The 11,706-nt window shown below is 33.1% G+C and carries 24 protein-coding genes and 1 tRNA gene; 16 read left to right on the top strand and 9 right to left on the bottom strand.

Features of this window, described 5'->3' with window-relative positions:
* Positions 1-127 precede the first annotated feature (127 nt).
* The gene (locus ACFFIX_RS22495) at positions 128-316 is read right to left on the bottom strand and encodes a hypothetical protein (protein WP_378938023.1); all 189 of its coding nucleotides are present in this window, start codon (positions 314-316) and stop codon (positions 128-130) included.
* Positions 317-449: 133 nt separating this feature from the next.
* Between ACFFIX_RS22495 and ACFFIX_RS22490 the strand changes: the two genes are divergently transcribed.
* Genes ACFFIX_RS22490 through ACFFIX_RS22480 form a run of 3 tightly spaced genes read left to right on the top strand, consistent with a single transcriptional unit; the run spans position 450 to position 1,017 of the window.
* Complete coding sequence (locus ACFFIX_RS22490) at positions 450-626, top strand: hypothetical protein (protein ID WP_378938022.1); 177 nt, start codon at positions 450-452, stop codon at positions 624-626.
* Positions 626-781 (top strand): hypothetical protein, encoded by a 156-nt coding sequence (locus ACFFIX_RS22485; protein WP_378938020.1) that lies wholly within the window; start codon positions 626-628, stop codon positions 779-781. Before ACFFIX_RS22490 ends, ACFFIX_RS22485 begins: the two co-directional genes overlap by 1 nt.
* Positions 778-1,017, top strand: coding sequence for a hypothetical protein (locus ACFFIX_RS22480; protein WP_378938018.1), 240 nt, complete (start codon positions 778-780; stop codon positions 1,015-1,017). The genes ACFFIX_RS22485 and ACFFIX_RS22480 overlap by 4 nt, the downstream gene beginning before the upstream one ends.
* Positions 1,018-1,036: 19 nt before the next feature.
* Here the strand turns inward: ACFFIX_RS22480 and ACFFIX_RS22475 are convergent, their stop codons facing one another.
* Positions 1,037-1,705: a hypothetical protein gene (locus tag ACFFIX_RS22475; protein WP_378938016.1), complete on the bottom strand. Its 669-nt coding sequence runs from the start codon at positions 1,703-1,705 to the stop codon at positions 1,037-1,039.
* Positions 1,706-1,795: 90 nt separating this feature from the next.
* Here ACFFIX_RS22475 and ACFFIX_RS22470 point away from each other — a divergent pair, with 90 nt between their 5' ends.
* Complete coding sequence (locus ACFFIX_RS22470; RefSeq protein ID WP_378938014.1) at positions 1,796-3,022, top strand: FtsK/SpoIIIE domain-containing protein; 1,227 nt, start codon at positions 1,796-1,798, stop codon at positions 3,020-3,022.
* The gene (locus tag ACFFIX_RS22465; protein WP_378938012.1) at positions 3,022-3,804 is read left to right on the top strand and encodes a hypothetical protein; all 783 of its coding nucleotides are present in this window, start codon (positions 3,022-3,024) and stop codon (positions 3,802-3,804) included. Before ACFFIX_RS22470 ends, ACFFIX_RS22465 begins: the two co-directional genes overlap by 1 nt.
* Before the next feature lie 9 nt (positions 3,805-3,813).
* Here ACFFIX_RS22465 and ACFFIX_RS22460 read toward each other — a convergent pair whose 3' ends face one another.
* Positions 3,814-4,038, bottom strand: coding sequence for a helix-turn-helix domain-containing protein (locus ACFFIX_RS22460; RefSeq protein ID WP_378938010.1), 225 nt, complete (start codon positions 4,036-4,038; stop codon positions 3,814-3,816).
* Positions 4,039-4,228: 190 nt separating this feature from the next.
* Between ACFFIX_RS22460 and ACFFIX_RS22455 the strand changes: the two genes are divergently transcribed.
* From ACFFIX_RS22455 to ACFFIX_RS22440, 4 genes are all read left to right on the top strand, one after another.
* Complete coding sequence (locus ACFFIX_RS22455; RefSeq protein ID WP_378938008.1) at positions 4,229-4,582, top strand: hypothetical protein; 354 nt, start codon at positions 4,229-4,231, stop codon at positions 4,580-4,582.
* Between the two features lie 84 nt (positions 4,583-4,666).
* Entirely contained in the window at positions 4,667-4,855 is a 189-nt protein-coding gene (locus tag ACFFIX_RS22450; protein WP_378938006.1) for a hypothetical protein, read from the top strand.
* A 39-nt stretch (positions 4,856-4,894) separates the two neighbouring features.
* Positions 4,895-5,146 carry a hypothetical protein gene (locus ACFFIX_RS22445; protein ID WP_378938004.1) on the top strand — a complete coding sequence of 84 codons (252 nt, stop codon included), beginning with the start codon at positions 4,895-4,897 and terminating at the stop codon, positions 5,144-5,146.
* 121 nt (positions 5,147-5,267) lie between these two features.
* Positions 5,268-5,342 (top strand): YneF family protein, encoded by a 75-nt coding sequence (locus ACFFIX_RS22440; protein ID WP_378938031.1) that lies wholly within the window; start codon positions 5,268-5,270, stop codon positions 5,340-5,342.
* Between the two features lie 31 nt (positions 5,343-5,373).
* Here the strand turns inward: ACFFIX_RS22440 and ACFFIX_RS22435 are convergent, their stop codons facing one another.
* Positions 5,374-5,550, bottom strand: coding sequence for a Spo0E family sporulation regulatory protein-aspartic acid phosphatase (locus ACFFIX_RS22435; protein WP_378938002.1), 177 nt, complete (start codon positions 5,548-5,550; stop codon positions 5,374-5,376).
* 265 nt (positions 5,551-5,815) lie between these two features.
* Here ACFFIX_RS22435 and ACFFIX_RS22430 point away from each other — a divergent pair, with 265 nt between their 5' ends.
* The 3 genes from ACFFIX_RS22430 to ACFFIX_RS22420 all read left to right on the top strand — a co-directional run bounded on the left by ACFFIX_RS22430 (position 5,816) and on the right by ACFFIX_RS22420 (position 7,685).
* The gene (locus tag ACFFIX_RS22430) at positions 5,816-6,523 is read left to right on the top strand and encodes a cytochrome c biogenesis protein CcdA (RefSeq protein ID WP_378937999.1); all 708 of its coding nucleotides are present in this window, start codon (positions 5,816-5,818) and stop codon (positions 6,521-6,523) included.
* A gap of 195 nt (positions 6,524-6,718) precedes the next feature.
* Positions 6,719-7,078: a response regulator gene (locus tag ACFFIX_RS22425; protein ID WP_378937997.1), complete on the top strand. Its 360-nt coding sequence runs from the start codon at positions 6,719-6,721 to the stop codon at positions 7,076-7,078.
* Positions 7,079-7,202: 124 nt separating this feature from the next.
* On the top strand, positions 7,203-7,685 hold the full coding sequence (locus ACFFIX_RS22420) for a CcdC family protein (protein ID WP_378938029.1): 483 nt from the start codon (positions 7,203-7,205) through the stop codon (positions 7,683-7,685).
* 59 nt (positions 7,686-7,744) lie between these two features.
* On the opposite strand, the gene ACFFIX_RS22415 is transcribed toward ACFFIX_RS22420, so the two are convergent.
* From ACFFIX_RS22415 to ACFFIX_RS22400, 4 genes are all read right to left on the bottom strand, one after another.
* Positions 7,745-8,170, bottom strand: coding sequence for a DUF2621 domain-containing protein (locus ACFFIX_RS22415; protein ID WP_378937995.1), 426 nt, complete (start codon positions 8,168-8,170; stop codon positions 7,745-7,747).
* A 76-nt stretch (positions 8,171-8,246) separates the two neighbouring features.
* On the bottom strand, positions 8,247-8,450 hold the full coding sequence (locus tag ACFFIX_RS22410) for a hypothetical protein (RefSeq protein ID WP_378937993.1): 204 nt from the start codon (positions 8,448-8,450) through the stop codon (positions 8,247-8,249).
* 30 nt (positions 8,451-8,480) lie between these two features.
* Complete coding sequence (locus ACFFIX_RS22405) at positions 8,481-8,750, bottom strand: DUF2269 family protein (protein WP_378938027.1); 270 nt, start codon at positions 8,748-8,750, stop codon at positions 8,481-8,483.
* Positions 8,751-8,809: 59 nt separating this feature from the next.
* Positions 8,810-8,935 carry a hypothetical protein gene (locus ACFFIX_RS22400; RefSeq protein WP_378937991.1) on the bottom strand — a complete coding sequence of 42 codons (126 nt, stop codon included), beginning with the start codon at positions 8,933-8,935 and terminating at the stop codon, positions 8,810-8,812.
* 301 nt (positions 8,936-9,236) lie between these two features.
* Here ACFFIX_RS22400 and ACFFIX_RS22395 point away from each other — a divergent pair, with 301 nt between their 5' ends.
* Both ACFFIX_RS22395 and ACFFIX_RS22390 read left to right on the top strand, forming a co-directional pair.
* The gene (locus ACFFIX_RS22395; protein WP_378937989.1) at positions 9,237-9,998 is read left to right on the top strand and encodes a threonine/serine exporter family protein; all 762 of its coding nucleotides are present in this window, start codon (positions 9,237-9,239) and stop codon (positions 9,996-9,998) included.
* A 24-nt stretch (positions 9,999-10,022) separates the two neighbouring features.
* The gene (locus ACFFIX_RS22390; RefSeq protein WP_378937987.1) at positions 10,023-10,472 is read left to right on the top strand and encodes a threonine/serine exporter family protein; all 450 of its coding nucleotides are present in this window, start codon (positions 10,023-10,025) and stop codon (positions 10,470-10,472) included.
* Positions 10,473-10,552: 80 nt separating this feature from the next.
* Here the strand turns inward: ACFFIX_RS22390 and ACFFIX_RS22385 are convergent.
* Positions 10,553-10,649, bottom strand: a tRNA-Sec gene (locus ACFFIX_RS22385).
* 193 nt (positions 10,650-10,842) lie between these two features.
* On the opposite strand from ACFFIX_RS22385, the gene ACFFIX_RS22380 reads away from it, so the two are divergent.
* Both ACFFIX_RS22380 and ACFFIX_RS22375 read left to right on the top strand, forming a co-directional pair.
* The gene (locus ACFFIX_RS22380; RefSeq protein ID WP_378937984.1) at positions 10,843-11,424 is read left to right on the top strand and encodes a CBO0543 family protein; all 582 of its coding nucleotides are present in this window, start codon (positions 10,843-10,845) and stop codon (positions 11,422-11,424) included.
* 92 nt (positions 11,425-11,516) lie between these two features.
* Positions 11,517-11,681, top strand: coding sequence for a hypothetical protein (locus tag ACFFIX_RS22375; protein WP_378937981.1), 165 nt, complete (start codon positions 11,517-11,519; stop codon positions 11,679-11,681).
* Positions 11,682-11,706: the final 25 nt, after the last annotated feature.

The following is an 11,706-nucleotide window of genomic DNA, read 5'->3' as shown; positions in this document are numbered from 1 at the left end:
GGTCTACTATTCTCTATAATTGCTTCAAATCCAATAAAAAAATCAAAAAGGAGTTCGGAATGAGAGCATTCCGAACTCCTTTTGTCTACAAACTGAGCACCCTATATAATAGAGTGCTTCCTTATTATTACTTTTTACTGAACAAGTTTCTTACGCCATCATAAATCATGACGAGTGAGAAGACTAGAACTGTTAAAATGCCAACCACTGTAGTAAATGGTGAAACGCTTTCTAAAAATGTACCATCAAAAGGAACTTTAATAAGTGCAAAACCAGCTAAAATCGTTGCAAGGAATAAGAAAATCCGATTATCCAATGTTCTCCCTCCTTCCTATGAGATTGTTAGATTATATGACTTAATTGTTACAAATATGACAGTAGTGTAATTAAGGGCATTGTAAGGATGCTTTTTTATTTTGCCTAAATTTGAATGAATGGGAGTTGATACAGTGATTGATCTAACGAAAAACTTAGAAGAGATTGACAAAGGGATAGATAGAATTGATAGGAATAATAAGCAAATCCAACTACTGCAATTATTGTTTGATATCCAGATTGAACAAAGGGAGATTAAGAGGGAGATTAAAAAGCTTAGTCGACTACTGTTAGAAAAGGGTGATAAGTGATGACAATATCTGAACAGCAAAAAAGTGAGTTACAACAAGCAATTGTTGATATGGAAGTTAATCAGCAGGAGTTAGACAGATTGATTACACAGGCAGATATTATGAGCAAGAGAGTTATAGAGATATTGAACAGGATAAAGGGGTTAAATAAATGACAGGATTAACAATATCATGTTTTGTCATCTTGTTTGCTACAATTGTAGTTTTATTGATTCATTTGCATCGTAGGGAAGAGTCGAATAAGCAGGAAAGACAAGACTTAATAGATAGGTTGATGAGTAAGGACTTTGTTGAATATAAGGAACAGACTAGTGAGCCTGTTATGTATGATCCAGTGGAAGTTAGTGAAGCAGCTGAATATTGGCGAGAGATTGAAGAGAGTAAAGTTTAGAAGCATCCCTTTAGAGATGCTATATATTTATATCTAGCTTGTCTAGAGAATCGAAGATTTCTTTAAATAGCAAGTTTATGAGATCTAAATATTTTTTATTAAAATCATTAGTTATGGATTCAATATGGTGATTTTCTGGTTTAAGTGGATATTTCAGGTATGAAACACCTGTTATACCTTTGACAGATTTAAACTGTTTACTTTTAATTGGAGCTTTATCATTATGTACAAAATAGTTTCTTAGGAAGTTGTAACCAAGGAATTGTTTACGAATATCATCAGAAATATTGACTGGGATATTATGGACAGTTTCTATATAGAAAAGATATTGAAATAACCCTTTGTGGCTTATATCAGAAAGTTTAATTTTACTTAAGTTCAGTTTTTCTAACTTCTGAGCAATGCTGCGAAATTCGGTTTCAAGAAAAGAATAAAGGGATAAAAATAACGACTTACGTAAGATTTGGGAATAAGTTTCTTCTAGGTCATGATATCTATCAAAAAACACATGCTCATAAAACTCTTGTTTCTCTTCTTCATCTTGGAAATCTTTTGCTTGTTGCTCAAATTCTTCCTCTAAAGAAGACTTATGTGAGTCAATATTTTCTTCCATGAAGTTTATATAGTTATAGAAATCTTGTATCTGTAAGTTTAATAAAAATTGATTAATGTTTCCAATCCTATTCATGAATAATTCCCTTCTAAAGATAATGATTACTTAAGTATTAGGATAACACAGTTTAAAATTAAAGGTGGTGTAAATTATGACTTCTAATCTATGTGGAAGCAAGCAGAACGAGGAGAGAGTGACTTCATTCCTTTATTCTTTCCTTGGTATGAACATCAAGAATACAGAATGGAACCACCTGAAGACTTTGTATTAACCGATGAAGAAGAGGAATTAAAGGAACTATATAACGTTGATAATGATCAATTGTATTGGAGACGTTGGGCTATTCGTAATAACTGTGGTGGTGACCCTGAGTTATTTAAACAAGAATATCCTGCTAACAGTGAAGAAGCTTTCCTCAGTAGTGGTAGACCTAGGTTTGACATTAAGACTTTATTTACTCAACTATTCGGTGCAAACATTGAGATTAGTGGAGACTGTAGTCGATTTACCTTGAAGGTATATAAAACAACCATACCTAGTGTATTAAAGTACAATTTCAATGAAATTCAACCTCTACTAGAACATTTCAGCCTAGGTATTATCAGTGGAAAGGATCGAAACGGTCAGTACGTTACCTTTGATTTATTGAAGCAACCTCATATACTAATTGCTGGAGAAACTGGTTCAGGAAAATCAACACAATTAAGATCCATTCTGACAACAATGATACTTTCCAAACGACCAAGTGAGCTACATTTGTATTTAGGTGACTGCAAAAAGTCAGAGTTTCACATTTTCCGAAAAGTTGAGCACGTACAATGTGTATTATCAACTTCAAAGGATATACGGAAGATGTTGAAGCATATAAAAAGGGAATTGGATGAACGTAGCGACCTTGCAGAAGCATTTGAAGTTAGTCATATTGATGACCTACCTATTGAACACAAGAAGCCATATATCGTTGTTTGTATAGATGAGTTTGTGATGTTACGTAAAGATGAAGAGATTATGGAGATTTTAACGGAGATTGTTGCCATCGGTAGAACGTTGGGTGTGTTTGCCATCCTTTCCATGCAACGTCCGAACGCAAAGGTATTAGATACTACAATTAGAGCGAATCTTACTGTTAGTATGGGTTTTAAATTACGTGATGTAACCGAATCTCGAATAGTCAACACGCCTAAAGCACATGAAATAGATGTGAGTGGTCGTTTCATTATGAATAGTGACAAATTATATGAGCTGCAAGCACCTTATTTAAAAATTGAAGATGCAAAGAGCTTGTTGAGTCCTTTCATGGTGTCTAATGAGGTCAAGGAAGTGTTTTCAAATGAAGGGAAAGAAGAAGTTAAACAACTAACTAAGAATGACATCTTTGGGAGGTTGAATTAATGGGATTATCTAAGCGTGATAAAGCTATCTGTAATGATTTAAATAGGTTTAGATGTATGTCATTAGATGATATAGCAGACATCTATTTTAAGGGCTTAATGAAGCCCAAGAACTCTGCTAATAATGTTCTAAAGCGATTGTATAGGGATGGTTATATTAAGCGTTCTACAGCCTTTCAGCCTTATGTATACTTTGGTTCTGACGTTAATATAAAAGAGGATAGTGCAAAGATAGGACACTTCTTAGCAATAGTAAATGTGTATAAAGAAATGTCTTTGTTTGGTCACTTTGATGTATTTCAAGTTGAACCTAAATATGGAAGTAAAGGAACAGTTGAACCAGATATATTTTGTATTTATAATAAGTCACCATTCTTTATAGAAGTGCAGAAGACATTCTATAGTCAAAAAACGATGGATGAAAAATTAAAAAGATATAAGAAACTTTATGATAGTAAGATCATTGATAAAGAACCTTGGCAGCATAAAAATAATCCCATATTTCCAATTGTATTGATATTGTCTGAGCAGCGTTTTGCCCTAGATGAAGATTACGAGTTCGATTTAATACAATCCGTCTCATTTAGTCAGTTTTTAAACACATTAGAACCTATTGTTGAACAAAGGGAACATACTCCTTCTATAGAAAAGAAAACTTCACCACAACAAGCAAATCAGCCTAAACGAAGATCAACTCCACCTATCAATCCAACTAATAAACCTTTACCCCCAAATATCAACAATAATATTCAAGTATCTTCAAATATCAGAGTGCATAATTAAAACCGCTGACTATTCAGTGGCTTCTTTTTTGTCCTCTTTTACTATTTCAAGTAGTTCATTAATTTCACAATCTAAAGCAGTACATAATTTTTCAAGGGTTTCAAATTTTATTCCATCTGTTTCCTCGTTATAAAGCTTAGTAATGCCGTTACGATGTAAACCAGTCATGGTAGCAACATCACTAATCTTTAGTCTTTTTTCTCCCATAATTCTTGATAAATTTACTTTTATCATCTTAATAAACCGCCCTCTCAGTTAACTCCTTGGTTAAATTATATACTCTAATGAACATTTTTTCAATTGGTTGTTGACAATGCACACTGTAGTGTATATTATGTAATTAAGAAGTTAACACTAAGGTGTATATTTTAACCAAATAATAAACATTTTAAACACCTAAGTGTAAAAAAAGGAGGGAACAAAAATGATTTTCACAAAATTGTTAGTAAATGATGATGACCAGTACATCGCAGTAAAAGCTGAAAAAATTGATGGGAAACACGCAATTCACATTTCTGGTAACACGGTTTATCTATCTGAAATTGTTCCAACTGATCAAACATGTACACTGTTTGTTCAAAAAGAAATCAAAGCAGTAATTGCCGATGAGATAAACGTAGTGAATGAAGAAGATTTGCTTAAAGAGTTGAAAAAAATGATTCTGAATATGTCCTTTTATGAGTTCCTTACACTGGTATATCAGTGGGAAGATGATTGTAATCTTGGGTTAATTAAAAATGGTGGTTATCGAGTAAAGGAGTGGAAGGGTGAAAAGTAATATAGCTTATTGTGGGTTGTTCTTGCTGTCCTTTGATTGTTTGATATTACTTGTTTTATTTCAATAATAGAGAGGAATTGAATCATGTTTCCTAAAAATTTCAAGTTAATTAAATATGATGAAGATGCTATTGCTTTTAACCAACAGGAAATAACGGACTTAGAACAGCATTTTAATGATGAAATTGGCGATGATATTATAGGAAAAATTGTTAGAGATCACATCAACTTAATGATGATTATACTTGGTTACAAATTTGTGGAAGTTAAATAAAAAATATATGGACAATTGTCCAAAGGGAGAGATTTTATAATGATAAAAACTCAAACAAAGGTAAATGAAAAGGAATTTGAAGTATTTACAACAATTCAACTACCGATTTCAATTAAAGTTAAAGGTGAAAATTATCAAGAAGCATTCAACAAAGCAATGTCACAACTAGATGAATATGCAATTGCTCAAGTTTATCTTACTTTAATGCTGAATAATGGAGAGATCATTTCACCTAAAGTACATAATTGGGAAACGCCAGATGGAATTGAAGCTGTATTTGAGGAAGAGTAATTAAGCATTTTTATAAACTATTTTCATAAAATATAGACAGCAATAAAGAAGTTTGGTATATTTCTCTTAACAGAAAGAGTGGTTGAAAAAGTTAGATAAACGTTGATATATCAAGGGTTTGATGCAAATGGGTATGAAGCCTTCTCAAAAGAAAATAAACCAAATGCTAAAATCAATGAACGGACAAATGCAATAAAGCACGCAATAGCGTGCTTTTTTGCATATTTTTATAAACAATTTGCATTTTTTTTGGTGGGTTCATAGTCATTATAGTTATTTAATAACCGATCTAAGTCTTGACTATATTTAATTGAAAGTGACGAGCTAAGTCCAGTTTTTAGGACAATGTCAATGAGTTCAGCTCTTTTCTGTTCGATGATTTTAAGCATTTCATGTTTAGACACAGAAACTTGTCCTTTCTACATGGAAGTCGAATTTTTTTCTGAGTTTCTAAATATAGTTCTATTATACCCTTTTATGGGAATAAATCCAAAAAGGTTTTTCTGAAACTTCTTCTTTATATATTATAATATTGAGTCGACCATTCTGAAAACCCCATTAGTATACTTGTTAGTAGAATGACATAAAAATGTCATAGTTTGAAACATAGGAATTCAAATGTTGTTTTGCTAGAATATAAGAAAACGTTTCTCTTTTAGGAGGAGAACAATGACTGATGTAAATATATTTTTAGCTTTTGGAGCAGGTTTTCTTTCGTTTATTTCTCCATGTTGCTTACCACTTTATCCGGCATTTTTGTCTTACATAACAGGTGTTTCAGTTGGTGAACTTAAATCCGATAATAAACTACTTCAAAAAAGAACATTGTTACATACAATCTTTTTTTTAATTGGATTTTCTGTTATTTTTATAGCACTTGGGTTTAGTACTTCTTTAATTGGTGATTTGTTTTATGATTATCAAGATTTAATTCGTCAGATCGGAGCTATTCTTATCGTGCTATTTGGATTTATGGTATTAGGTATTTTTAAACCCGAATTTCTCATGAAAGAACACCGTTTTGAGTTTAAAAATCGTCCCTCCGGTTATCTTGGTTCTATCTTGATAGGAATGGCCTTCGCCGCAGGGTGGACACCTTGTACAGGACCTATTCTTTCCGCGGTCATATGGTTAGCTGCAAGTAACCCAGGTTCAGCAATGCTTTATATGATTGCTTATATTTTAGGATTTGCCATTCCATTTTTCATCCTTTCATTTTTTATTGGAAAGCTAGGATGGATAAAAAAGCATAACCTTAAAATTATGAAAATCGGAGGTATACTCATGATTGTGATGGGGATCCTACTGTTTTTTGACATGATGACGACAATTATTACATTCTTGTCTAGTGTTTTTGGTGGTTTTACAGGATTTTAGTCCTAATTTCATAAAAAAAGCATCTAGTATTAAGTCTAATTTACTATATTAAACTGAATCATTTGTTATAATGAGAATTAGAGTGATAGAAATTGCTTATTTGAATTGGAAAGACAATCAACTAAGCAATCGCCTTCACATAGAGGCACTTGGCTAGCCCAAGTTTCCTTTATCATTTCTGGGGAGGAACAAGGCATGGCAAGAATTTTAATTGTTGATGATGCGAAGTTTATGCGAATTACGCTAACGAATATATTAATGAAGGCAGATTATGAAGTCGTTGGTGAAGCTGAAAATGGACTAGAGGCCATTTCTCTTTTCCGAGATTTGCAACCAGATTTAGTAACGATGGACATTACAATGCCAGAAAAAAACGGTGTGGAAGCATTAAAAGAAATTAAACTAGAATTTCCACATGCCAAAATTATCATGTGCTCTGCGATGGGTCAGCAAAAAATGGTTGTTGAAGCGATTGAAGCAGGGGCGAAGGATTTTATTGTGAAGCCATTTGATGAAAATCGTGTGATTGAAGCGATTACTCGTGTACTAGGTTAATGTATACATAAAGTCAATTAAGAGTGCACGTCTATCTTATTGACTTTTTTAGTTTGGTCTTCCTTGTTCAAAAAAATAAAACGTATATAATAGTAGTAGCTCTCTATCTAGAAAAGGGTTGATTATAGTGGCAACAGTTTCAACAATAGTAGCTTTAGTTATGGCAATGATTGTTATGTTCATACGTTCTAAAGCAGCGAAAAAACCAGCAACAGCCAGGAAAATTATATTGCCTCCTGTTTTTATGAGTACAGGAGCTCTAATGTTTTTACACCCAATGTTTCGCGTTACATCTTTAGAATTTATAGAGGCAATTACTGTGGGCATGATTTTTTCTATCTTTCTAATTAAAACATCAAACTTTGAAGTGCGTGAGAGTAAAATTTACTTAAAGAGATCAAAAGCATTTGCGTTTATTTTAGTGGGCTTACTTATTATCAGAATTATAATGAAGTCTTATTTGAGTAATAGTATAGACCTTGGTGAGCTAAGTGGAATGTTTTGGATATTAGCATTTGGAATGATCGTGCCGTGGAGAATAGCCATGTTTATATCATTTAAAAAGTTAGAAAATCAACTGAACCCTCCTAATATTCCAGCAACATAAAAAACCTCGAAAATTTCGAGGTTTTTTGTTTGAAGCATTTTAGCGTATATGTTTTATTCTCAAAACAAAGCTTTATATTGAGAATAATCGATCTGTTTTTCTTTTAAACGTTTCACTAAAAACTTGTGATCGCGCTTCGGAGTAGCAAGTATATAGCCACGAATTACTAGATCTTGAGTAATCGAAGAAGTGTGTTCTTCAATTGCAAGCTCGCCAATCTTTCCAGCAATCTTCGAGCGCGCTATATCTCTGAATAACTCAGGAACAGGCTCAACTAAATCTTCTAATAAATTTTTTTCCTCTTGCTTCCACAAATGTCTTGTTTGGTCTAAATAGTAGTCCTGCCAATCAAGATCAGACTTTCCATCTTCTTTTGGTAGTCGTTTTAAGAATTTCCGAAACATGAAGAAACCGCCAATACCTAACATTGTCATTAAAAAAACAACCCAAAAAAGAATGAACCATAAAAACCAACCTTCTAGCATTTCTATCACCTCTGTAACAGCCAAATCTTATTCTATTATACACAACGCCGGAACAGATGGAAACATTGAAGCTAAATTAAAGACCTTTATGAGATTTATGATCAGTCGCTAATAGAAGTAAGGCTTTTTTTACTGCTACTTTTTTTTCTCGATGATGAGAAGACGTTAGCAAAATATCTAGCTCTGCTTGAACATGATAGATAGAGTGCTTAAAATAGATATCGAGACGAATCGTTCCTGCATCAGTGGGTAAGTAGAGAACTTCATATGTATCAACCATTCGTACTCCTCCTATAGCTACAAAAGCAAATTAAGGTTTGATAATCATTAAAATAAATAAAAGCACACCAAATGTTGATGCAACATAAAATAGACCGTTTACACGCGATAAATAGCTTTGTTCTAGTAGAGGTAATTCCTTTTCAGACTGGTTTTCTTCATTGAAAACCCACTGCGATAGCTTTTTATTATTCGGTGTAATCAAACAAATCACAATAATTTGGAAAATAATATAGCACACTAATGATCCAAGAAACCAAAGTTGAGTGAACGCTCCATAATTTCCGACAAAGTATAAAATTAGACCGGTTACAACAGCGATTGTTCCACCGATCTTAGGAAAGTACTCTAATTTCTTTGCTAATGATAAAGATGCCTCAATTGTTCAACGCTTTGCTTTTTACGTGTTAAAACATGTGCGAAAAATGTAGGACCAACCCCAATAATAGCAGATAATACATGGATTAACACTAAGACTTTTATCACATAACCTCCCATAAATACAATCTTATATTCCCGTATTTTACTAGAAATATATTAAGTATATATGATTACTTTTATTAAAAGAATGTAAATGTGAGAAGAAATACCTAAAAAAACTCCAAATGGTGGATTTTATTCTTTATTTTGTTCGATTGCTTAATTTAGTGGAGTATGAAAAAAGTAGCTGAAGTATGTTGAACTGTTTTTAGTGAATTCATTGTTCCGTACTTACTTTTCATATAAACTGTAGGATAGCAATCAAAATCGTAGATTATTATAAGTTTTTTCAGTTGGAGAGATGTGAATGAATAAAAAGACGATAGTAGAATATGACATTATGGAAGTTTGTCTTTTAGCCGGGAAAATAATGCTGCAAAGTGGGGCAGAGACGTATCGAGTTGAAGATACGATGATGAGAATTGCAGCATCTTATGGGATAAAACAATCACATAGCTATGTAACACCTACAGGAATTATTTTTTCAATTGAAACAGACGAACCCACGAAAACAAAGCTCATAAGAATTTCAGAGCGTACTACGGACTTAAAGAAGGTTACGATGGTTAATAGTATTTCACGCCGTATTAGTGTAGGTGAGCTTACCGTTGATGAGGCATATCAACAGCTAAAAGAGATAGAATCATCGAACCTGACATTCCCATTTTCTATTCAAGTGGCTGCAGCTGCGATTGCAAGTGGGTGTTTTTTAATCATGTTTGAAGGAGAGTGGCATGACTTTATTGCTGCAATTATCTCAGGAGGTCTTGGTTTTTTAAGCTTGATTTATTTTCACCAACTAGTACCCATTAAGTTTTTTGCTGAATTTTTAGCATCCTTTGTTATTGGAATGTTATCATTTGTCTTTGTTTATATGGGGGTAGGAAATGAGCTAGATAAAATTATTATTGGTTCTGTGATGCCGTTAGTACCGGGATTACTCATTACAAATGCAGTGAGAGATTTAATGGCGGGTCATCTTGTTTCGGGCTTATCGAAGGGTGCAGAGGCCTTCTTAACAGCTTTTGCGATTGGATCTGGAATTGCGATAGTATTTACATTTTTATAGAAGGAGAAGGAGGCAGGAAGAACTGTGATGATTATTGAACAAATCATAACTAGTTTTATCTCATCGGCTGCGTTTGGCATTATCTTTAATGCTCCGAAAGAATCTCTTATAAAATGTGGATTTGTTGGAATGTTAGGCTGGATGATCTATCTTGTAATGTCATCTAGTGGAATTGATGCTGTCATGGCTACAGTTACTGCTTCTTTTTTCGTAGCGGTAACAAGCCAATTTTTCTCAAGAATGTATAAAACGCCAATCATCATTTTTAGTGTCGCTGGGATTATACCCCTTGTGCCAGGTGGGTTAGCGTATGATGCAATGAGGAATTTCGTCGAAAATGATTATAATGTAGCGATTAACTTAGCAGCAAAGGCATTTATGATTTCAGGCTCGATCGCAATAGGATTAGTCTTTTCTGAAGTCATTAACCAAATCATCCGTAAGAAGAGATTGAGTGATAAGGTGAACCCTTAGATCTATTAGAGATGAAACCATTCGGAAACTTAGAGGTCCATGAGTTAAGTAAGAGGTTGAGATAATCATTCAAAGTTCATTGGCGGGACTGCGTGGGAATCGAACCCACCTGAGACGACACGCGCCTCACAAGCGGTTTTGAAGACCGAGACACTCACCAGACGTGCAATCAGCCCCGAGGATTCAAGTATATCAACGTCTTTTAGCTTTTACTCATTTTACTCCTAGTTTGTTCGGTTTTAATTATCATATATTGATGGTAGTTTTACAAGTATTTCAACAGCTGTTCATGCACTTGTTGAATATAATATTTAATAATGCTCAATATATAAGAACAGGACCAATAGCAAAATATGTAAGAGGTGAAGCGATGAAGTCTTCGATTCCAACTGAACAAAGTAATCGACTTGAAGAGTTGAAGGACACTCAAGAAAAACTTTCAACACAATGGATAGATTATTGGAATGATTATTCATCTATAGACACATGGCAATTTTGGGTAAATGTCGGTTTAATTATTATTCCACTAATTATCCTCTATTTCTTAATTGATAGAAAAAAAATATTCATTTTAGGTTTTTTTGGACTTAACATCCATGTTTGGTCGGCATATTTAGATGCAATTGCTACCAGACATAATTATTTAGAATATCCTTATAAAGCGATACCCTTTATTCCTATTAATTTCGGAGTTGATACCGCTCTGGTTCCAGTATCATTTATATTGTTATATCAATGGACATTAAGTAAAAATAAGAATTTCTACTTATATTCATTAGTGTTAATTGGCTTTATCTCATTCATTTTCAGACCATTAACTGCTGCACACCACCTATTACATTTAAATAAAGGTGCAAATTACTTTCACATATTTATTGGATATATAATTATTACGCTATTCTCAAAAGGAATAACTAATGTTTTTCAATACCTTCATACTAAAAACAAATAATTTAAGGGGAGTAAAGTATGCAAGTATTTTCAGTGGCTTTCAAATCCTTCTACATGATATAGTAAAAAAAACAAAATGTGGAAGGTGACATCATGTATTATGTAGTTCTTGACATTGGGTGTTCCGAATGTGGAGAGAGCTCGAATGTATTAGGTATTTTTACATCATTAGAAATTGCTAAGCAATCATTAGAAGATTATAAAAAGAGAAATCGTCTTGATGAATATTCTGATCATGAGTTTTTATCTATAAAATAGATACCCTTGATAAAATCTATCATAA

Origin of the sequence: Metabacillus herbersteinensis (assembly GCF_042433335.1) — a bacterium.
GTDB classification, from domain to species: Bacteria; Bacillota; Bacilli; order Bacillales; family Bacillaceae; genus Metabacillus; species Metabacillus herbersteinensis.
Note: the sequence above shows the minus strand (reverse complement) of the source record. Positions and strands in the feature narration are given on the sequence as shown.

What these genes read in the sequence shown, in the direction of transcription:
- ACFFIX_RS22485 (WP_378938020.1), top strand. Translation starts at nt 626, where the DNA reads ATGACAATATCTGAACAGCAAAAAAGTGAGTTACAACAAGCAATTGTT.
- ACFFIX_RS22480 (WP_378938018.1), top strand. Translation starts at nt 778, where the DNA reads ATGACAGGATTAACAATATCATGTTTTGTCATCTTGTTTGCTACAATT.
- ACFFIX_RS22475 (WP_378938016.1), bottom strand. Translation starts at nt 1,705, where the DNA reads ATGAATAGGATTGGAAACATTAATCAATTTTTATTAAACTTACAGATA.
- ACFFIX_RS22470 (WP_378938014.1), top strand. Translation starts at nt 1,796, where the DNA reads ATGTGGAAGCAAGCAGAACGAGGAGAGAGTGACTTCATTCCTTTATTC.
- ACFFIX_RS22465 (WP_378938012.1), top strand. Translation starts at nt 3,022, where the DNA reads ATGGGATTATCTAAGCGTGATAAAGCTATCTGTAATGATTTAAATAGG.
- ACFFIX_RS22460 (WP_378938010.1), bottom strand. Translation starts at nt 4,038, where the DNA reads ATGATAAAAGTAAATTTATCAAGAATTATGGGAGAAAAAAGACTAAAG.
- ACFFIX_RS22455 (WP_378938008.1), top strand. Translation starts at nt 4,229, where the DNA reads ATGATTTTCACAAAATTGTTAGTAAATGATGATGACCAGTACATCGCA.
- ACFFIX_RS22450 (WP_378938006.1), top strand. Translation starts at nt 4,667, where the DNA reads ATGTTTCCTAAAAATTTCAAGTTAATTAAATATGATGAAGATGCTATT.
- ACFFIX_RS22445 (WP_378938004.1), top strand. Translation starts at nt 4,895, where the DNA reads ATGATAAAAACTCAAACAAAGGTAAATGAAAAGGAATTTGAAGTATTT.
- ACFFIX_RS22430 (WP_378937999.1), top strand. Translation starts at nt 5,816, where the DNA reads ATGACTGATGTAAATATATTTTTAGCTTTTGGAGCAGGTTTTCTTTCG.
- ACFFIX_RS22425 (WP_378937997.1), top strand. Translation starts at nt 6,719, where the DNA reads ATGGCAAGAATTTTAATTGTTGATGATGCGAAGTTTATGCGAATTACG.
- ACFFIX_RS22415 (WP_378937995.1), bottom strand. Translation starts at nt 8,170, where the DNA reads ATGCTAGAAGGTTGGTTTTTATGGTTCATTCTTTTTTGGGTTGTTTTT.
- ACFFIX_RS22410 (WP_378937993.1), bottom strand. Translation starts at nt 8,450, where the DNA reads ATGGTTGATACATATGAAGTTCTCTACTTACCCACTGATGCAGGAACG.
- ACFFIX_RS22395 (WP_378937989.1), top strand. Translation starts at nt 9,237, where the DNA reads ATGAATAAAAAGACGATAGTAGAATATGACATTATGGAAGTTTGTCTT.
- ACFFIX_RS22380 (WP_378937984.1), top strand. Translation starts at nt 10,843, where the DNA reads ATGAAGTCTTCGATTCCAACTGAACAAAGTAATCGACTTGAAGAGTTG.
- ACFFIX_RS22375 (WP_378937981.1), top strand. Translation starts at nt 11,517, where the DNA reads ATGTATTATGTAGTTCTTGACATTGGGTGTTCCGAATGTGGAGAGAGC.